Origin of the sequence: Microcystis sp. M179S2, assembly GCF_020245805.1 — a bacterium.
GTDB lineage: Bacteria > Cyanobacteriota > Cyanobacteriia > Cyanobacteriales > Microcystaceae > Microcystis > Microcystis aeruginosa.
The window spans coordinates 1-17,893 of record NZ_JADBUE010000311.1; the positions used below are offsets into that span (position 1 = coordinate 1).

General features: G+C 40.7%; 23 protein-coding genes and 2 pseudogenes. 16 read left to right on the forward strand and 9 right to left on the reverse strand.

Annotation, left to right across the window (positions count from 1 at the left end; all coding sequences use genetic code 11):
* Positions 1-337: 337 nt before the first annotated feature.
* From IM500_RS19500 to IM500_RS19515, 4 genes and pseudogenes are all read left to right on the forward strand, one after another.
* Positions 338-625 (forward strand): annotated as a pseudogene (locus tag IM500_RS19500) (BrnT family toxin).
* Positions 603-875 carry a hypothetical protein gene (locus IM500_RS19505; RefSeq protein ID WP_002799473.1) on the forward strand — a complete coding sequence of 91 codons (273 nt, stop codon included), beginning with the start codon at positions 603-605 and terminating at the stop codon, positions 873-875. The pseudogene IM500_RS19500 and the gene IM500_RS19505 overlap by 23 nt, the downstream one beginning before the upstream one ends.
* A 262-nt stretch (positions 876-1,137) precedes the next feature.
* Positions 1,138-1,428, forward strand: a complete 291-nt coding sequence (locus IM500_RS19510) for a type II toxin-antitoxin system TacA family antitoxin (RefSeq protein WP_287739371.1) — start codon at positions 1,138-1,140, stop codon at positions 1,426-1,428.
* Positions 1,425-1,919: a GNAT family N-acetyltransferase gene (locus IM500_RS19515; protein WP_002738857.1), complete on the forward strand. Its 495-nt coding sequence runs from the start codon at positions 1,425-1,427 to the stop codon at positions 1,917-1,919. The genes IM500_RS19510 and IM500_RS19515 overlap by 4 nt, the downstream gene beginning before the upstream one ends.
* Before the next feature lie 151 nt (positions 1,920-2,070).
* On the opposite strand, the gene IM500_RS19520 is transcribed toward IM500_RS19515, so the two are convergent.
* Genes IM500_RS19520 through IM500_RS19530 form a run of 3 tightly spaced genes read right to left on the reverse strand, consistent with a single transcriptional unit; the run spans position 2,071 to position 2,920 of the window.
* Positions 2,071-2,415, reverse strand: a complete 345-nt coding sequence (locus IM500_RS19520; protein WP_353737927.1) for a ribonuclease toxin HepT-like protein — start codon at positions 2,413-2,415, stop codon at positions 2,071-2,073.
* The gene (locus IM500_RS19525) at positions 2,301-2,549 is read right to left on the reverse strand and encodes a hypothetical protein (protein ID WP_287739373.1); all 249 of its coding nucleotides are present in this window, start codon (positions 2,547-2,549) and stop codon (positions 2,301-2,303) included. Before IM500_RS19525 ends, IM500_RS19520 begins: the two co-directional genes overlap by 115 nt.
* Positions 2,546-2,920 carry a nucleotidyltransferase family protein gene (locus tag IM500_RS19530; protein WP_002757633.1) on the reverse strand — a complete coding sequence of 125 codons (375 nt, stop codon included), beginning with the start codon at positions 2,918-2,920 and terminating at the stop codon, positions 2,546-2,548. The genes IM500_RS19525 and IM500_RS19530 overlap by 4 nt, the downstream gene beginning before the upstream one ends.
* A 370-nt stretch (positions 2,921-3,290) precedes the next feature.
* Here IM500_RS19530 and IM500_RS19535 point away from each other — a divergent pair, with 370 nt between their 5' ends.
* The 5 genes from IM500_RS19535 (at position 3,291) to IM500_RS19555 (ending at position 5,094) form a co-directional block, all read left to right on the forward strand.
* Positions 3,291-3,512, forward strand: coding sequence for a type II toxin-antitoxin system Phd/YefM family antitoxin (locus IM500_RS19535; protein ID WP_002757634.1), 222 nt, complete (start codon positions 3,291-3,293; stop codon positions 3,510-3,512).
* A gap of 16 nt (positions 3,513-3,528) precedes the next feature.
* A complete protein-coding gene (locus tag IM500_RS19540) occupies positions 3,529-3,747 on the forward strand; it encodes a type II toxin-antitoxin system Phd/YefM family antitoxin (RefSeq protein WP_002738737.1) in 219 nt (72 codons plus the stop codon).
* Positions 3,744-4,127 carry a type II toxin-antitoxin system VapC family toxin gene (locus IM500_RS19545; RefSeq protein ID WP_002757635.1) on the forward strand — a complete coding sequence of 128 codons (384 nt, stop codon included), beginning with the start codon at positions 3,744-3,746 and terminating at the stop codon, positions 4,125-4,127. The genes IM500_RS19540 and IM500_RS19545 overlap by 4 nt, the downstream gene beginning before the upstream one ends.
* 321 nt (positions 4,128-4,448) lie before the next feature.
* Positions 4,449-4,760, forward strand: a complete 312-nt coding sequence (locus IM500_RS19550; RefSeq protein ID WP_272081863.1) for a type II toxin-antitoxin system RelE/ParE family toxin — start codon at positions 4,449-4,451, stop codon at positions 4,758-4,760.
* Positions 4,761-4,794: 34 nt separating this feature from the next.
* On the forward strand, positions 4,795-5,094 hold the full coding sequence (locus tag IM500_RS19555; RefSeq protein WP_012266232.1) for a helix-turn-helix domain-containing protein: 300 nt from the start codon (positions 4,795-4,797) through the stop codon (positions 5,092-5,094).
* Positions 5,095-5,128: 34 nt separating this feature from the next.
* Here IM500_RS19555 and IM500_RS19560 read toward each other — a convergent pair whose 3' ends face one another.
* Positions 5,129-7,426, reverse strand: coding sequence for a TOMM precursor leader peptide-binding protein (locus IM500_RS19560; protein WP_287739374.1), 2,298 nt, complete (start codon positions 7,424-7,426; stop codon positions 5,129-5,131).
* Positions 7,427-8,022: 596 nt separating this feature from the next.
* On the opposite strand from IM500_RS19560, the gene IM500_RS19565 reads away from it, so the two are divergent.
* The 6 genes from IM500_RS19565 to IM500_RS19590 all read left to right on the forward strand — a co-directional run bounded on the left by IM500_RS19565 (position 8,023) and on the right by IM500_RS19590 (position 10,245).
* On the forward strand, positions 8,023-8,370 hold the full coding sequence (locus IM500_RS19565) for a rubredoxin (RefSeq protein ID WP_002736293.1): 348 nt from the start codon (positions 8,023-8,025) through the stop codon (positions 8,368-8,370).
* Positions 8,371-8,476: 106 nt separating this feature from the next.
* Positions 8,477-9,469 (forward strand): photosynthesis system II assembly factor Ycf48, encoded by a 993-nt coding sequence (locus IM500_RS19570; RefSeq protein WP_061431901.1) that lies wholly within the window; start codon positions 8,477-8,479, stop codon positions 9,467-9,469.
* A gap of 78 nt (positions 9,470-9,547) precedes the next feature.
* Positions 9,548-9,793, forward strand: a complete 246-nt coding sequence (psbE, locus tag IM500_RS19575; protein ID WP_002749269.1) for a cytochrome b559 subunit alpha — start codon at positions 9,548-9,550, stop codon at positions 9,791-9,793.
* A 25-nt stretch (positions 9,794-9,818) separates the two neighbouring features.
* Positions 9,819-9,953, forward strand: a complete 135-nt coding sequence (gene psbF, locus IM500_RS19580) for a cytochrome b559 subunit beta (RefSeq protein WP_002736175.1) — start codon at positions 9,819-9,821, stop codon at positions 9,951-9,953.
* 10 nt (positions 9,954-9,963) lie between these two features.
* A complete protein-coding gene (gene psbL / locus IM500_RS19585) occupies positions 9,964-10,083 on the forward strand; it encodes a photosystem II reaction center protein PsbL (RefSeq protein WP_002735805.1) in 120 nt (39 codons plus the stop codon).
* Positions 10,084-10,125: 42 nt separating this feature from the next.
* Positions 10,126-10,245: a photosystem II reaction center protein J gene (locus tag IM500_RS19590; protein WP_043995402.1), complete on the forward strand. Its 120-nt coding sequence runs from the start codon at positions 10,126-10,128 to the stop codon at positions 10,243-10,245.
* A 707-nt stretch (positions 10,246-10,952) separates the two neighbouring features.
* Here the strand turns inward: IM500_RS19590 and psbB are convergent.
* From psbB to IM500_RS19610, 4 genes are all read right to left on the reverse strand, one after another.
* Complete coding sequence (gene psbB, locus IM500_RS19595) at positions 10,953-12,479, reverse strand: photosystem II chlorophyll-binding protein CP47 (protein ID WP_149986009.1); 1,527 nt, start codon at positions 12,477-12,479, stop codon at positions 10,953-10,955.
* Positions 12,480-12,787: 308 nt separating this feature from the next.
* Entirely contained in the window at positions 12,788-13,099 is a 312-nt protein-coding gene (locus IM500_RS19600) for a hypothetical protein (protein ID WP_190722666.1), read from the reverse strand.
* A 78-nt stretch (positions 13,100-13,177) separates the two neighbouring features.
* On the reverse strand, positions 13,178-13,939 hold the full coding sequence (gene tatC, locus IM500_RS19605; protein WP_002770330.1) for a twin-arginine translocase subunit TatC: 762 nt from the start codon (positions 13,937-13,939) through the stop codon (positions 13,178-13,180).
* Positions 13,940-14,231: 292 nt separating this feature from the next.
* On the reverse strand, positions 14,232-15,785 hold the full coding sequence (locus tag IM500_RS19610; RefSeq protein WP_190722665.1) for an ApeA N-terminal domain 1-containing protein: 1,554 nt from the start codon (positions 15,783-15,785) through the stop codon (positions 14,232-14,234).
* A 755-nt stretch (positions 15,786-16,540) separates the two neighbouring features.
* Between IM500_RS19610 and nadA the strand changes: the two genes are divergently transcribed.
* A complete protein-coding gene (nadA, locus tag IM500_RS19615; RefSeq protein ID WP_287739375.1) occupies positions 16,541-17,500 on the forward strand; it encodes a quinolinate synthase NadA in 960 nt (319 codons plus the stop codon).
* 199 nt (positions 17,501-17,699) lie between these two features.
* Here nadA and IM500_RS19620 read toward each other — a convergent pair.
* Positions 17,700-17,893: pseudogene (locus IM500_RS19620) on the reverse strand (IS1 family transposase); the annotation flags it as partial.

Below are 17,893 nucleotides of genomic sequence, written 5' to 3' on the forward strand. Positions count from 1 at the left end.
CTCGCTGCTAAAACTTCAGCAATAATCTCTTGTTTTCGTTCTTCAGTTAACTGTGTCATTATGATTACCCCTAAATCATTGAATATCAATAGTTTCTATGATAGCAATTTTTGTGATCAGCGATCGCCGCTCTTGTCGGTTGGGTTGAGGCAACGAAACCCAACAATAATAAAGGTGTGTTACTGCGGTGACATACCTTTTACTATCAGCAGCGATCGCTTATAGATCTCTCTATTAATCAAACTTTGGGAAGATGCGATCGCACAGGAAAAATTGTTATTAGGCCATCAGGATATACTATAATGGGATATGTTTCAGTTGGCAAAGTGGCAATGAGTTGGAACTAGCATTTGAATGGGATAAACAGAAAGCAAAAATAAATCAAAGAAAACATAACATTTCTTTTGAAGAAGCATCCACCGTATTTGATGATCCCTTAGCTGTAAATTTCGATGATCCTGACCATTCTACAGGAGAGAATCGCTATCTTATAATAGGTTGATCAGATCAAGGTAAATTTCTATTTGTTTCTTATACGGATCGTGATCATAAAATTCGTTTAATTAGTGCAAGATTAGTTACACCCAAAGAAAGGAGATATTATGAACGAGAAAATCCAAGATGAATTAGAAGATGACTTGCGAGAAGAATATGATTTAAGTCAACTTAAAAATCCTGTTCGCGGAAAATATTACCAACAGTATCGGGAAGGTCATAGCGTTACTATTCATCATGAAGATGGAACAAAAACGGTTGAACATTTTCCAGCGCAAAATGATGTAATTATTCTTGATCCTGATGTTAAAAAATATTTTCCTAATTCGGAATCCGTTAATGCGACCTTAAGAAGTTTAATTAAATTAATTCCTCAATAATAGTGCGATGCCTACGGCACTGCATAGCAGCACGCCGCTCTTGTAGTTGGGTTGAGGCAACGAAACCCAACACTAATAAAGGTGTGTTACTTCGGTGACATACCTTTTACCTATCAGTTATAATGGAAAGGTTTGAAGCCTAGACTTTCATCAAATGATGCTCATCTCTCTGAAAAATCCTGGTATCGTATCGTATATAGTGTAATGTCGTTGTCACTACATTATGTTAAAATAATTAAGTTTGGAATTACACACCCATCTTATGAGTAGTAAAACAAAAAGTAGGACTCCGCGTAATACCCTAAATTTGCGAATTAAGCCAGAAGAACGCAATTTGATCGATATGGCAGCCAAAGTGCAAGGTAAGAATAGAACTGATTTTATTTTGGAAGCCGCGCGGAATGCTGCGGAGGAAACTTTGCTCGAACGTACTATTTTTTGGGCTAGTCCAGAGGCTTATGCAGAATTTATCGCACTTCTAGATGCACCACCTCAACCTAATGAACGTTTACGCAAAACCATGCAGACGCTCGCACCTTGGGAGAAGGAATGAATTTGACACCACCTGAACCTCTGGCTAGTTATCACTCAATCACTGATTTTTCCTGCGGAATTACTTCTCTTGATGATTGGTTGAAGCGTCGAGCTTATGCTAATCAAGCCAGTGGTGCAACTAGAACTTTTGTTACCTGCGTTGACAATAGGGTAGTTGGGTATTACGCCCTTGCTTCCGGGGCGATTAGTATACAATCAGCTAATGGTAAATTTCGGCGGAATATGCCTAACCCAATTCCAGTGGTAATTTTGGCACGATTGGCAGTAGATACTTCTTACCAAGGTCAAGGTTTAGGATGCGGTTTATTTCGTGATGGTGCGCTACGGGTTGTTAAAGCGGCTGATACCATTGGTATTCGGGGAATTATTGTTCATGCTATTTCAGAAGAAGCTAAGAATTTTTATTTGGCTTTAGGTTTTGATGTGTCTCCTCTTGAACCGATGACGTTGATGATTACTCTTAATGATTTACGCGCTTGTATTGCTTAGTGCGCTACAGGGGCAACACGGGGTCAACCACAGGGGGTTTGCCCCTACAGGTACGTTTAAGTCCAGAATAACTTTGCTTATGGCCTCATGAACAAGATGTTTGCCCTGATACACTTTACTTAGATTCAGTGCGATTACCAGTTATCTTTAATTAAGTTTTTCCCTTACTTAAATTATGACAAAACAATTGAATTTCATTGATTATGGTTTGATAAGAATTAACAATTTGATGGGCGATGATTAAAACCTTTTCCTCATCTAATTGGCAAGAATAAGCACTTCTCACCAGATGACGAAACCGCCGTAACTCATCCAAAATGAGCCTTGTTTCTTCTGTAATAACTGCTTTTCTCCCCTTAGGTATATCAACAGACATTTGCTCTAATAAATCTCGATGCCATTTATCCCCCGTTGGGAATCTTTGATCAATTTTTTTAGCAATCGCTTCAAATATACGCTCAATTCCAGTATAAACTCCATGGAAATTAAGCGCAATAGAATTAATGCGTTTTGATACATGACATCCGATTGATTAGATAATTCTCTTAAAAATATCTCTAACTGTTGTAGGGCTTGAAGAATTTTATTGAGTTCTTGATTAATTCTATCTTGAATTGATAAATTAGTCATAATTCGACCCCCTGAGCAATTGCCTCTAAAATATAAGGATGAGCCTTTTGAACTTCTACTAAATCCACCTCAAAATCCTGTCCATTATCTAACTCTGCTATCGCCTTAAAATAATCTTTCTCTGGTAAATCCCAAACCGCTAAATCAAGATCAGAATGGGGAGTTATTTCTTCATAATTTAACAATGAACCAAATAAAACAACTTTCGTGACTCCATACTTCTCTTTAAGGAGACTAGCACATTTTTGAGCAATTTTTAACCCTGCTTGTTGCCGTTGTTTCATCTCTAATAGAAATTGTTCACGGTTTGCTCTCGCTGCTAAAACTTCAGCAATAATCTCTTGTTTTCGTTCTTCAGTTAACTGTGTCATTATGATTACCCCTAAATCATTGAATATCAATAGTTTCTATGATAGCAATTTTTGTGATCAGCGATCGCATCTTCTTCTCGATTGGATTGAAACAACGAAACCCAACAATATTTTATTTAAGGTGTGTTACTGCGGTGACACACCTTTTATCTATCAGTCATCAGGAGAGCTTATTTATTTTCTGCTTAGATCAGTTAAAATTGAGGAATGATCGGCCTAGAAATTGGGTTTATCTTCGTACTTAACCTTAACATGAGAGTGTAGGCTGGGTTGAACGATAGTGAAACCCAACCGTATTTTATCTATTCCTTGCTGAGATTCAGTTAAAATTGTAGCGTTATCACCATGAGTTAGATAGAACCCAACATCCATGATCATCTCTCTCAAAGAAGCCCAGGCTAAACTCCCCGAACTGATTGACAATCTCAAACTGGGGGAAGAATTGTTAATCACCGACAATAATCGTCCAATTGCCCAATTAATCGGGCCAATACCCATACCGCCCCAACGCCTAGTCCCCGGACTATGTCAAGGAATGATTACCATCGTAGCTGATGACGAAGAACATTGGCAAGATTTTTTGAAAACTTAAATAGAGATTTAACATTATGACTAAATTAGATATAGCTCAAGCTAAATCCGATCTCTCAAAACTTCTCGATTTGGCAATTAACGGAGAAGAAATTGTTATTATGCAAGGCGACGAGCCAGTAGCCAAAATTTCCCCCATCAAACGACCCTTAAAACGAGGAAGTGCTAAGGGAAAAGTATGGATGAGCGATGACTTTGATGAACCTCTTGAAGACTTTCAAAATTACAGGGAATGACTTTTTTATTGGACACACATATTTTTCTTTGGTTTGTTAATGACGATCCTAGATTAAGCAATGCTCTCAAAGATTTAATTGAAGATGAGAACAATTTTAGTTATCTTAGTATCGCCAGTCTTTGGGAAATGTCTATTAAATATAATTTAGGAAAGTTAAGGTTAGTTCCTTCCTATGAAGAGTTTATTGAGAAAGAAGTGAACGAAAGTAGGATTGTTTTACTAAATCTTGAACTAGAGCATCTAAAAATTAATGCTTCTCTACCTTTTCACCACAGAGATCCTTTTGATCGCATTATTATTGCTCAATCTATGGCTGAAAATCTCCCTATCATTACAAGTGATTCAATTTTCAGTCAATATTCGATTGCGCTTATTTAGTGTAACTCAACAAATGAAAATATTATTGATCTTAGATCAAGATGAAGGAATAGCTCCCAATGATCCAGCCGCTCTTCTAGATTAGATTGAAGCAACAAAAACCAACACTAATAAAGGTGTGTTACTTCGGTGACATACCTTTTACCTATCAGGAATCAGTTTGCTTATGGCCTCATGAACGAGATATTTGCCCTGATACACTTTACTTAGATTCAGTTAAACTAAAATGATCATTATCTTGCTTGTTAACTAACGAACAATTGACAAACTGATGATCCTGTTATACTAAATTAGGTATCAACCTTAATCATTAACCCCAACATGGGAGATAAACCCATTTACTGGATTGGGACGTCAAGGGAAGATATTAGAGATTTTCCTGAAGACGCAAAGCGTAAAGCAGGTTTTCAACTGAGAGCTATTCAACAAGGAGAGAAACCCAATGATTTTAAACCCATTCCCATTATTGGTCAAGGAACAGAAGAAATTAGAATTTGGACAGGAGAAACCTACAGAATCTTTTATGTGGCAAGGTTTAAAGAAGCGATTTATGTCCTTCATGCTTTCGGTAAAAAACACAGAAAACCTCGAAAAAAGAAATTGAATTGGGACAAAAACGTTATCAACAAATGATTCAATTTAGACAACAATTACAGGAGGGATAACCATGACACAATCTAACCCTATTGAGATCACTTTTGGTAGCGATAACATCTTTGAAGATTTAGGATTTAACAGTGAAGAAGCAACTAACTTAAAAATTAGAGCCGATTTGATGTTAACCTTGCGGTCTTTTATCCAAGAAAAAAGATGGACACAGCAAGAAGCCGCCACTTTTTTCGAGGAAACACAACCGAAAATTAGTGATTTAATGAATGGAGAAATTAGCCGTTTTACTGTTGATAAATTACTCAGTCTTTTAGATAAAACGGGAATGAAAGTTAAACTCGAAATCTTCACCAAGTAACTTAAAATCATCAACAATTGACCATGAACAAGGGTTACATCCACATGGGAAAAGGATTCAATTCATCTTCCGTCAAAGCTTCTTTTAACCATCCCATGCTAACAGGAACATCATACAATCTTCCTGCCCCTAAACGCTTCCACATATGACGCATTCCGGGGACAATGACTTTAGCCACCCTTAAACCAATATCAGGACGAGTCTGATCTAATACTAACATTTCCATCCCCTTTGACTCAACAATTCGCTGACACAATTTAACATCTGCTAATAAATCATCACTGGCTAATTGTAAATAATCATTACTTTTTTTGGGTATTATTTTACTATCGGGAACTAAATAAGATTGATTGCTTAACCTTGCCGTTTGCCACCATTTAACCGCCAAAGGATCAGCAGAGGGAGTATAAATCGTTGTCCCATCTTCCTTAAAAGATAACACATTCGGTAAGATTTGATTAACCTCCGTTAACGCTCGACTAATAGCAATTTTCGGGTCAAAATGCGCCCCATACCCTAACAAAATGTCCTCCACTTCCCGCTCCTTTCTCGGACTAATAGCCGCAAAACAAGGGATATTCAAATCACTGGTAATATCTAACACCCATAGCTCCCGATTTAACCCCTCATAATATTGCTTTAATTGCTCAAAATATGGCTCATTAAAGCTCTCTAAATTAACGGAAGGTTTAACTAATTGATTATACCACCATAAGGCCACACAATCTCGTTCCACTAACTCCATAAACCCTTGTAAAATCGCTTCTTCTATCGTATTTCCTGCGGCGCAGCCATTAGAATCAGCCCAACAATCTAAGGGTTCAGATTGAGAATAACCATAATAACAATATCCCGTCGGTAAATACTTAAAATCTTGAGCAGTTAAAGACCATACAGGAGTCCAATCAATGATTCTAGTTTCATCAAAAGGTTCAGGGACTTTTTGAAACCATCCTTGATTCTTCGCATTCCATTCTTTTCGATGTTGATATTGTTTTTCACTAAAATTCATACATTTGTTAGGATGAATAGCTTTATCTCCTAACTCTTGATAACTCGCTTTTTCTCTGATTTCATTCCCTTGAAAAACTCCCGAATAGCGCTCAATAGCTTCACAAAATCCACTTGCTTTTGCTTGACTATCTGTACGGCCTTTTCCCGCACTTCTACCTCCAATATTTTGCCGTAAACTGTCTAAATCATCAAAGACACTGCGAAAATGATGTTTAGCTACATAAGTATGAACTAAAGCATTCCCTTGTATCTTATTTAATTCTCGCACAATTCCCGTAATGGGACTGATAAGATGTTGATAGGTTCTTAAGGTTTCTTCAGGAGAACAAAAACGATGTCCCCCATCACTGGTAAAAGCCTTTTTACGATGTCCCAAAACCACGGGTAAAGGTGTTTTATTTAGAGAATATCCACAACTAGGACAGTTCGGACGTTTAACTAAAATATGCTCTTGAAATTGTAAATTTAAAGTATCATAAGTCATTAGCATTCCTTCTAAACGTTGATTTTTACCTTGAATAATCCACTTAAAAACCTCCATAGCCGTCAGATTTAAAACCGTCTGTATTGTCGCTGAAGAAAACCCTAAAGGAGAAATTAAAGAAATCTTATTTTCTCTCTGTCTAATAATAAATTCCTCCACGGGACGATTATCTCGTAACCGTTGAGCCAAACAATGCCAACAACCAGTTTTATCGGGATCAAATAAGGGACCAATCCAGGCTAGATTTCCCAGGGGATTAACTAATAACCACGGTTTTTGTGAGGCTAAAGCTTGTTGATTAATACTCTCTAAATCAGGATGAAGATAATTATCGGTTAAAATAATGGTTAAGTCTCCTTCATCTGCGACTTGAACTTGCAAGGAATTTAAAATATTGATCAAATCTTGCTGGGGAATTGCGCCTAGGCTTTTAACTGTAACCTTCAGAGATTGTAATCGTTCAAAAGCTTGGGATTGAGAAACCTGAAGATGATGGCATAAAATTGCTAAATTAGACGGTAATAATTCTTTTTTTTCTAACAAAAACCCTCGTTTATATAACTGAAAAATCGCTTTTTGAATTGCCAAGCTATAATTAACAATAACTGCGAAGGAATTAGCATTATTGGGATTGATTTCCTGATTTTGTAAAAATTCTAACTGAAGAATATCAATAATTTCATCAAGATTACGTTGACCATCAATTAATCTTACCAAACGATAATAAAGCGGCTCTTGGAAACAGATTGATTCTCGCTCAGATAGAAAAAATACCGTATTTGGTTCTAAGGTTTCAATTGAGTAGGCAGGATTCCAATCAAGCTGGTTGAACACAATTTTTACTCTCTTTTTAAGGTATAGTTAAGGTTGATTATATACCTATAATATAAGGTTGATAGCAGTTATCTTAATAGTGAGGTGCGAAGTTTTCGTTTTGGGGAACAGGGAGGGAGCAGCCCATTTATGCCAAAATATAAAAGCGATCGCTAAAAGTGATTAAATTTATTCAATATGATACCAAATCCGCTTTTAATAGCATGATTAACTCCCAATCCAACTTTAAAAACCCAGTTATGGATTGTTTCCCCCTGCTCCCTGCTCCCTGCTCTGGCGCTCCCCAATCTCCTCCACCTTTTAAACAGGATTTGCTATCAGACCCCTAATTTCTTCCCTGCCTGAAATTTCTCAATTTCTCGGAATAAATTTGACTACCAAAATCAGGGTAAATAGCCCAAATATCAACTTAATAAAGTTTTAATAGACATTTAAGCCCTAATAGATTAATCTTACTTTTTTTAAAGCCGATATGCTGCCTCGCTAATCCTTTTAAGACTTGAAAACTTGGTATTCTGTCAGGGGTTGGCCGTGAGAGGGGTCAATTTTCAAGGATAATTTGTAACAGAGTGTTGAAAATTCCTTTAATCTTAGTTATGAGCGATCGCCCACCAGAACTAACCCTAGCCGACCAGGCCCCTGCCAACCACGAATGTCGCTCCTGCGGCTACGTTTACGACCCCAGCAAGGGAGATAGTAAAACCAACACTCCCGCTGGAACCCCCTTCGAGGAATTGCCAGAAACGTGGCGCTGTCCCGTGTGTGGTGTGCGTCGTTCCCAATTTATCAACATCGGAGCCAAAGATGCTCCTTCGGGATTCCAAGAAAATCTTAGCTATGGTTTTGGAGTTAACCGTCTGACTCCCGCACAAAAAAATATTTTGATTTTCGGGGCTTTAGCGCTAGGATTTGTTTTCTTTATTAGTTTATATGGTTTAAACTAACTCAAGCACTCATTATCTTTAATCCAACGGCTCTTATGAGCCTGTAACCCATCGGGTACAAACCCTAATCCGTCCCGATTCCTTGACCAATACCTCTGAACCATTGATGAGAAAACTGAAACAATTCGTAATAGTTCTAGCTGTAGCCTTTTTCTGCTTTAGCTGTAGTAGTGTGCCATCCCTGAGCAGTAGTCCTTGGCAAATCCTCACCCTCGACACTGACTCCACTTTTGCCGATATCGCCTTTACCGACGACCTGCAGCACGGTTGGTTAGTGGGAACCAAATCTACCCTCTTTGAAACCACCGATGGGGGGGACAGCTGGCAGCAAAAAGTCCTCAACCTTGGCGAAGAAAAAGTTAGCTTTAGCGCCGTCAGTTTCCACGACCAAGAGGGTTGGATTGTCGGTAAACCCTCAATTCTTCTCCATAGCGAAGACGGGGGCAGCAGCTGGTCCCGTATCCCCTTAAGTGAAAAATTACCCGGTTCCCCCTACGGAATTATCGCCCTGAACGACAAAACCGCCGAAATGGTCACGGATTTAGGCGCTATCTACCGCACCAAAGACGGGGGCAAAACTTGGCAAGCTTTAGTGGAAGGTGCTGTGGGTGTGGCCCGGACAATTGTTCGTTCCCATGATGGTAAATACGTGGCCGTTTCCGCACGCGGTAACTTTTATTCCACTTGGGAACCGGGGTCAACAGAATGGCAACCCCACAATCGTCTTTCCTCCCGCCGTTTACAAAAAGTCGGTTATGGTGAAAAAGGAGAACTGTGGGCCCTGGCCCGGGGTGGTCAACTACAATTTACTAGCCCCAATGATCTCGATACATGGGAAGATAAGGTATTCCCAGAGTTTTCCACCAGTTGGGGACTTTTGGACCTCAACTACCGCAGCCCCGAAGAAATTTGGGTCGCTGGTGGTAGCGGCAATCTCTTGGTCAGTCATGACAGCGGCCAATCTTGGCAAAAAGATCGCGCGGTGGAAAGTGTCCCCTCCAATCTCTATCGAATTGTTTTTATCAATTCCGACAAGGGTTTTGTCTTGGGACAAAATGGGGTTTTACTGAAATATAATCCCCCTAGCGAATCGGCCTAAAACTTGTCTCAGGGTCAAGAAAGTCTCTATTATAGAGATTGAATTTTTCAAGTCCTATCATTCCGAGGAGAACCGTCCATGTCAGGTAGTACCGGCGAACGTCCTTTTGGCGATATCGTTACCAGTATTCGTTACTGGATTATCCATAGCATCACCATCCCCATGCTGTTTATCGCAGGTTGGTTATTCGTGAGTACCGGTTTAGCTTACGATGTTTTTGGCACTCCCCGTCCCGATGAGTATTACACTCAAGAGCGTCAAGAATTACCGATCATTAATGATCGCTTTGAGGCCAAAAATCAAATCGAGCAGTTTAATCAGTAGTTTACTTTAATTAAGGATAAAAACAATGGCTAGTGGTAATCCCAATCAACCCATTTCTTACCCCATTTTCACCGTTCGCTGGTTGGCAGTTCATACCTTAGCGGTTCCCACTGTCTTCTTTATCGGTGCAATTGCGGCAATGCAGTTTATTCAACGCTAGGAGAACAATTATGGAAAGAACACCTAATCCGAATCGGCAAGCTGTCGAGTTAAATCGTACTTCTCTTTACCTAGGTTTACTCCTAGTTGCTGTCTTGGGAATTTTATTTTCCAGCTATTTCTTTAACTAATTAGTCCCGATTCATTGTCATCGCAATTAGGAGGTGTTATTCATGTTCGCAGAAGGTCGTATTCCTTTGTGGTTAGTCGCCACCATCGCCGGTCTAGGCGTTATCGCCGTGGTTGGTCTTTTCTTCTACGGAGCTTACGCTGGTTTAGGTTCCTCTATGTAATTCCATTACGGGTAATTTTCCCCAGCAAGGCCTAGTTATTTCTATAACTAGGCCTTGCTGAAAAAGTAGGGGCGAAGCATTCGCATAGGAAATCTACGGTTTCAGCGATAGGTTATGCCCGAATGCTTCGCCCCTACAGGACGCGGGCCGATGAAGATGTAAGGTTTTGAAACATGATTCTCTCAAAATCTTGCACCTGTGGGAGCGAAAAAAGACCCTAAGACCCTTACCTAGTCTATATTTCACATTTATTCAGCAAACCCTAACTAGCGGTTTTTTCAGTATTCGGTTAAAAGTAAAGCTCGATCGAACTTTATACTAATACTAAATCCGTTGAGTAACGCACAGAAAACGGGTTTCTCGGAGAAACCCGTTTTCTACTCATGCACTCATGCAAAAAGGGGAATAAATAGGGTTTGCGGCAAAAAGTTTGTTGGTGGGGTTAGGAGTCGGTCGTCGGTCGTCGGTCGTCAGTAGCCGGTCGTTTCAGGCTTTCTTGCCCTCTCTTTTCGTACCAGTTTATGTACTACAAGAAGGATAATGCCAGGTTTTTGAAGGTCTTAATCCTATATTCGCAGCACTAACATCGGATTTTAACAGGTCAAAAGCCTTATTTTAAAAGGGTTTTACCATTATTCAGCCAGCCCTAATTAAAAAAAGGAGTCAAAGACTTGACTCCTTTAGTTATATGGATGATTTAGCTAAAACTAAACTTCTTGTTTACGAGTGCTAAGATCACCCAATTTTTGGAATAAACCGAATTCCACTTGTTCTTCCAGATCGGGATCTACCCCGGCGAATACGTCGCGGTAGATAGTACGAGAACCGTGCCAGATGTGACCGAAGAAGAATAGTAAAGCAAAGACAGCATGACCGAAAGTAAACCAACCTCTCGGAGAAGTGCGGAATACCCCGTCAGACTTCAGGGTTTCGGTGTCAAACTCGAAAGCTTCACCGAGTTGCGCTTTACGGGCAAATTTCTTCACATCAGCAGGATCGCTGAAGACCTGACCATCGAGAGCGCCACCGTAGAAAGAAACGGTGACACCACTTTGTTCGATACTCAGTTTCGATTCCGCACGACGGAAAGGAATATCCGCGCGAACGATACCTTCCGAGTCGGTCAGGACAACGGGGAAGGTTTCAAAGAAGTTAGGCATCCGACGCACGCTGAGGACGCGACCTTCGCCATCTTTGAACACGGGGTGTCCTAACCAAGATTTAGCGATACCGTCACCGCTATCCATGGCACCAGTACGGAATAAACCACCTTTAGCGGGGCTATTACCGACATAATCATAGAAAGCCAGTTTTTCAGGGATTGCTTGGTAAGCTTCGGCGATGGTGGCTCCGTTGGCGATGCTGGCCTCGACGCGACGCTCAATTTCTTCTTGGAAATAGCCCTTATCCCATTGGTAACGGGTCGGGCCAAAGAGTTCGATCGGGGTGGTAGCATTACCGTACCACATGGTTCCGGCCACGACGAAAGCGGCAAAGAAAACGGCGGCGATACTGCTAGAAAGCACCGTTTCGATATTACCCATTCTCAGGGCTTTATAGAGTCTTTCGGGGGGACGAACGGTTAAATGGAATAAACCGGCGATAATCCCGACGATACCCGCAGCAATGTGGTGAGCTACCACACCCCCGGGGTTAAAGGGGTTAAAACCAGCCGGTCCCCATTCGGGAGCTACGGGCTGCACATGACCGGTTAAACCGTAGGCATCGGAAACCCACATCCCGGGACCCCAAAGGCCTGTTTGATGGAAAGCACCGAAACCGAAGCAAAGTAAACCGGATAAGAACAGGTGAATACCGAACATTTTCGGCAAATCGAGCGCAGATTCGCCCGTGCGGGGATCGATGAATAATTCTAAATCCCAGAAAACCCAGTGCCAAACCGCCGCTAGGAATAGCAGACCGGATAAGACGATATGAGCGGCGGCAACGCCTTCAAAAGACCAGAAACCGGGGTCAACACCAGTTTCGCCGGTGACGCTCCAGCCACCCCATGAACCAGTGACACCTAAACGGGCCATGAAGGGCAGCACGAACATTCCTTGCCGCCACATCGGGTTTAATACGGGGTCACTGGGGTCGAAAATAGCCAGCTCATAGAGGGCCATGGAGCCAGCCCAACCCGCTACCAGTGCGGTGTGCATCAGGTGAACGGAAATTAAACGGCCCGGGTCGTTGAGAACGACTGTGTGTACTCGATACCAAGGTAGTCCCATTGACTACGCTCCTCCTATTGACAATTTAGTGTCCACTTAGACGCTTTTTATATTCAGGGTGAAAATATAAGCCCAACAATCTCGACTGTTAAGTGCAAGAGTTAGCCGACCTACATTATCCCTTGAAAAGTGTATCTATTCTAAAGAAGTGTAACTATTGTTAGAACAGATTTCAAGTCTTTGCGATCGGTATTCGGCCAGAATAGTCCAAATAAGGAAGTGGGGTGTGGGGTGTGGGCTGTGGGGTGTGGGCTGTGGGGAGATGGGGAATTATGACTGATAACTGATAACTGATAACTGATAACTGATTACTTCCTCAGCAGTTCTTCGGCATTTTGCAGGATTTCGAGGACTTGTTCGGCACTAATCAAGCGTTTTAGCACCACTTGCCCGATGGTGGGGACAGTATCGGCAATTTCTGCACTCTTGGGGGCAACTTCTACCATAATCACGGCTTCTTCCACCCTATAAAGCCATAAAACCTGTTCTCCCTCTAAAATACCGATATTTAATCGCTCTATCTGCGGTGGTCGTCGCCAACTACTCGCGTGATCCCACAAACCGCCAAATTCCCACACCCGTCCTATTGTCCAACCTGCCGTTAAGAAAAAATATTTCACTTTGTTACTCAATCTAGAATCAATCTCTAGCTTTCTGGCTTAATTAGTTTTCAGCCGTCAAATTTTATCAAAAAACTGCTAACGTCCCGTTAATTTCACCACCCCAATGCCCCCAAAGTATAAACCCAAGACCGCCCCTGCTAACAGGGATTGGGTGAGAGGATCTGTGGAAGGGGTTAAAATCGCGCCTAAAATCACTGCCCCTAAAACCACGAAACGCCACCCCGATAACATCGTTTGCGAGGAAATAATGCCTAAAAAGCTCAAAATCAATTGAATAACGGGAATTTGAAAGGCGATGCCGGTACTAAAAAGTAAAAGTAAGACAAATTCAAAATAGCGCTCGATCGACCAAGCTTGTTCGACCACTTCCGCCCCATAATTGACAAAAAAGTTTAAAGCGGCGGGAATCAGGGCAATATAGGCAAAAAATAAACCGGCAAAAAATAAGACACTCGATCCTAACACTACCGGGACAATTAAACGCCGTTCGCGACGGGTTAACCCCGGCAGCACAAAGAGGATAATTTGCAAGAGAATGACCGGACTAGCCACCAGTATGCCGCTATATCCAGCTACTTTTAGGGAGACGAAAAAAAATTCTCCCGGGGCCAACTGCAAAAATTTTACCCCTTGGGCGGGAACTTCCAGCACTTGTACTAGGGGTTTAACGAAGATAAAACATCCCACCGCACCCACAGCCACGGCAATTAAACTATAAAAAATCCGGCGCCGCAACTCCTCCAAGTGGTCAAATAAGGACATTTCCACTTCTCCGGGTAACTCATCGAGGAATTCAGGACTGTCTGGGGGTGGGGTTTTTACTTCTGTCGATGACATGGCTTTGGCTCGATCGTTCTCTACTCAAGCCTTTATCCTAGCATTGATAACCCTTAGCTATTAGCCGTCAGCTATCAGAATCATTCCAACATCGTCGGGTTTGCTCGGTGACAGGTTGCCAATCCAGAACTCAACCCACCAGAGCGGCATCGCACTTTAACCCACAACTTCAATAAATGTGCATGGTGCGTTCCCCAAAATCGATCAGTGGAGCAGTAGGACTTGCATTAGGGAACGCACCCTACAGCAATAGCGATCGCACTTAACAAGCAATATAATCGTGAGTGGTTAATCAGTTTGAAGATGGTCGCCATTCTTTCTGATATGCTCTATTTCGCTCCACAAGAATTTTAATAGACTCATCGGGAAGGTTTAGCTCTCTTAATAAGCAAATTTGTAGGATCACAGTCAACGTATGAAAAAGTTGAAATAACTCCCGACCTCTTGCCGCCTGTTGTCGTTTTTCTTTATCATGATGCGTCAATGCATTCCGAGTTTCAGAAGCTCTCCTAGAAAATAATTCCCTATCTTTTACGCTTCCTATAAAATTATTTGGCAGCAAGGAGGACACTTTATTAAGAATTTCTTTGAGTCTTGTCTCTAAAGTAAAGCTTGTTTGATTTTTTAGGTTTCCCTTTAAAGCATTTCTAAACTCATCACTAATTCCATTTTCTTGATTATCACTTTCACTTGGAAATTTGTCCAATACCTTTATAAATTCCTGGTAAAGTCCTTGTTTGTAAATCTTTTTATCTTGATATGAACCTTCATACTTGCTTGTATGATAAGCCTCCAAAGCTTGGATTATATTTAGAAATTTATAACCCAAGTAAAGGCTAGAGCTATACATTGTTGCCATTAACAAGTCAAAAACAGGTTCATATTCCTCCCTTTTATTAATCCATGCTTCAAAGAATGATCCCAAATTGTTTTCTACATCACTAAATAGAAATAGCATTTTATCGGGGGACAAGTTTATCTCAGAACTCTTCGTAGGATTCCATAAACCAAATATTATGATGACTTGAGTTTCCCGCGCCTCTTTTTCCAGTGTGAAATCTCCATTTGCTTGCTGTACAGGCTTTTCATGAATGACATCTGCTTTCCCAGTAACCTTAATTACTGAAGTTGCTTTTGTCATTGCAAAGCTTAACAAATCACTGAATCTTATCAATAAATTGACACAATCATCTATTGGTTGATTGCAGGGATTTTGTATGGTCAGATAAGTTTTTTGCTCAATATTTGCATTGTACGCGTTAGGGTAAAATGGATAAACACATACTGAAGAAAAGGTAATATATAAATCGAGACTGCCAATTTTCGTCAAATGAATGTTCGATGGCGGCTGATAACTCATCCATATTTTGTTCTCTTCTTGAGATACAAAAACCTCTATTCCAGATTTGCCAACCCATTTCTCTAGATGGGAATATTGAACAGAAATAGATTTCAATTTTATGTCCTGTTCATATTCAAAGTGAATTTTTCTAAAAACATACTCGACATTGAATGAAAGACTCGCTGTGAGTTTTGTAAATTCAAAGCTTTTAACTTGTCCAGAACACCTGTATAAGGTAATTTTTTCATTGTTATCAAGCAAACCGAGAATAATGATTTCCTCAGGCTTTATAAAGTCAAGTCGTACACCTGATGTTAGATTTGATTCCCCTTCAATGGAAGAAATCTTTACCTGACCTATCTCTTTAAGTTGTGAACTATAAAACGAACCAATTAATTCTAATGTTGCGCCACTCTCAGGCGAAAAGCTTAGTTTTCCTGGAACTACTACTTCTGGTTTGTTAGGAAGCCACCACTTCCCTAAGCTCACAAATTCTTCAAGCATCTGCGTTCAGTATGTATTTGGCTCGGCGCTGATTATACTATGAAATTTTCTCCAGAGCAATGTTTGCTCACAAGTAACCTTAAATTACACTTTACTAAAAACTTTCCGCCAGTCTAACCCTACATCCCAACAGCTTCGGCTCCGGTTACGCCCCTACCAAGGACTAAGCGGCATAACTACATATTATAGGTCAACTTTCTGTATAACACTCTCCAGAGTAACGATATGTAGAAACTTTCTGTATATCACCCCATTTAAGCGTGATCGCAAGAAGTTTTCCCCATATCACGTCCAAAAGCGTGTTAGCCAGATTAGCATATTGCCAAAAACCTTGTTTAACTAAATTTCTGACAATTCAGGCTCATTCTAGCGATGATTCCTATGTCTGACCGCACCCCTTGACAAAAATTTATAATTATTCGACCAATAGCGATCGCTATCGGGGGATAGTTGTTTTTTGTTACAGCATTGGGGAGAAGGAAGCGGGTTGTTCAAGTGGGATTGGGAGTTAATCATGGTACAAGGCAACAGGCTCCAAAAAAGAAGGTAGAAACTAAGCACATCAAAGCTTTTAACTTAACCAATTAGGTTTTAGATTCGGCCCTTGTGATCAGATGTGAGTTTTCAGTTCACCGATTACTGATGACTGTTTACTGAGCACGGAAAAAAGCTCTCGCTCCCTAATCACTTTAAAAAAATTTGCTATGATATAGGGACTTGTTTAGTATTTGGTAAAAATAACCATAAATGCCACCGTGTTCACAACTGTTCAACCCGCAAATCGATCGAGCTTACCTGATGACCTATTTACAGCAATTAAAGAGCTTAAACAGGAATTAAACGCCGTTATTCTGGCTCACTACTATCAAAATTCTGACATACAGGATATAGCTGATTATATTGGTGATTCTCTCGGTTTATCCCAACAGGCTGCCCGAACGCCAGCAGATGTGATCGTATTTGCGGGGGTTCACTTCATGGCAGAAACAGCTAAAATCTTAAACCCAGATAAGTTGGTATTGCTGCCGGATTTAGATGCAGGATGTTCTTTAGCTGATAGTTGTCATCCTGAAGATTTTGCTCGTTTTAAAGCCCAATATCCCGATCATATCGTGATTTCCTATATCAATTGCAGTGCAGAAATTAAGGCCATGAGTGATATTATCTGCACCAGTTCCAACGCAGTCAAAATAGTTAATCAAATCCCTGCCCATCAACCGATTATCTTCGCTCCCGATCGCAATTTAGGTCGTTACGTCAGTCAGCAAACTGGTAGAGATTTAGTTCTCTGGCAGGGTAGTTGTATTGTCCATGAAACTTTTTCCGAACGCAAGATAATAGAATTAAAAGTCGCCCATCCAGAAGCAAAAATTATCGCCCATCCTGAGTGTGAAGCATCGGTTTTACGCCATGCCGATTATATTGGTTCCACGACGGCACTATTAAATTATTCCCTGAAAAGTTCCGAAAAAACCTTTATTGTCGCCACAGAACCGGGGATTATTCACCAGATGCAAAAATCCGCCCCAGAGAAAGTATTTATCCCCGCACCAGCTTTAAATAACTGTGCTTGTAATGAGTGTCCCTACATGAGACTGAACACTCTCGAAAAATTGTATCTCTGTATGCGAGATAAAACTCCAGAAATTACTATTTCTGAAGATTTAAGAGTTAAGGCACTGTTGCCGATTCAAAGAATGTTAGAAATGTCTTAATCAGTTATCAGTTATCAGTTATCAGTTATCAGATGGCGCAATAATATTATTGTAGGGGCGAATTGCATTCGCCCTCTTTTAATAACTTCTGCTGCTCACCATAAGTGAGAGAAAGTCACCAATATGAGATGCACCCTGTGAGTTTTCAGTTCATTAGACATCTGCAAAAATTATAACTCAATCACAGCTTGCTTTTATGTCATGTACTAATAAATAGTTGGGTGGTGATTCGGTAGTAGTGATGGCGGCTTAATCCTTTGCTTTGCTGTGCATTGTAGTCATGGATAAAATACCAAAGGGTTCCCCAACGTGATTCTCAATGTTTTTAGAGAAAGATATGCTCTCTCTCACCAGCCGAGAAATCCTTTGTCGAAAGGTATTATTTAATCTTTC

Coding starts and splice junctions, on each gene's coding strand:
- IM500_RS19505 (WP_002799473.1), top strand. CDS start 603: ATGAACGAGAAAATCCAAGATGAATTAGAAGATGACTTGCGAGAAGAA.
- IM500_RS19510 (WP_287739371.1), top strand. CDS start 1,138: ATGAGTAGTAAAACAAAAAGTAGGACTCCGCGTAATACCCTAAATTTG.
- IM500_RS19515 (WP_002738857.1), top strand. CDS start 1,425: ATGAATTTGACACCACCTGAACCTCTGGCTAGTTATCACTCAATCACT.
- IM500_RS19525 (WP_287739373.1), bottom strand. CDS start 2,549: ATGACTAATTTATCAATTCAAGATAGAATTAATCAAGAACTCAATAAA.
- IM500_RS19530 (WP_002757633.1), bottom strand. CDS start 2,920: ATGACACAGTTAACTGAAGAACGAAAACAAGAGATTATTGCTGAAGTT.
- IM500_RS19535 (WP_002757634.1), top strand. CDS start 3,291: ATGATCATCTCTCTCAAAGAAGCCCAGGCTAAACTCCCCGAACTGATT.
- IM500_RS19540 (WP_002738737.1), top strand. CDS start 3,529: ATGACTAAATTAGATATAGCTCAAGCTAAATCCGATCTCTCAAAACTT.
- IM500_RS19545 (WP_002757635.1), top strand. CDS start 3,744: ATGACTTTTTTATTGGACACACATATTTTTCTTTGGTTTGTTAATGAC.
- IM500_RS19550 (WP_272081863.1), top strand. CDS start 4,449: ATGGGAGATAAACCCATTTACTGGATTGGGACGTCAAGGGAAGATATT.
- IM500_RS19555 (WP_012266232.1), top strand. CDS start 4,795: ATGACACAATCTAACCCTATTGAGATCACTTTTGGTAGCGATAACATC.
- IM500_RS19565 (WP_002736293.1), top strand. CDS start 8,023: ATGAGCGATCGCCCACCAGAACTAACCCTAGCCGACCAGGCCCCTGCC.
- IM500_RS19570 (WP_061431901.1), top strand. CDS start 8,477: ATGAGAAAACTGAAACAATTCGTAATAGTTCTAGCTGTAGCCTTTTTC.
- psbE (WP_002749269.1), top strand. CDS start 9,548: ATGTCAGGTAGTACCGGCGAACGTCCTTTTGGCGATATCGTTACCAGT.
- psbF (WP_002736175.1), top strand. CDS start 9,819: ATGGCTAGTGGTAATCCCAATCAACCCATTTCTTACCCCATTTTCACC.
- psbL (WP_002735805.1), top strand. CDS start 9,964: ATGGAAAGAACACCTAATCCGAATCGGCAAGCTGTCGAGTTAAATCGT.
- IM500_RS19590 (WP_043995402.1), top strand. CDS start 10,126: ATGTTCGCAGAAGGTCGTATTCCTTTGTGGTTAGTCGCCACCATCGCC.
- psbB (WP_149986009.1), bottom strand. CDS start 12,479: ATGGGACTACCTTGGTATCGAGTACACACAGTCGTTCTCAACGACCCG.
- tatC (WP_002770330.1), bottom strand. CDS start 13,939: ATGTCATCGACAGAAGTAAAAACCCCACCCCCAGACAGTCCTGAATTC.
- IM500_RS19610 (WP_190722665.1), bottom strand. CDS start 15,785: ATGCTTGAAGAATTTGTGAGCTTAGGGAAGTGGTGGCTTCCTAACAAA.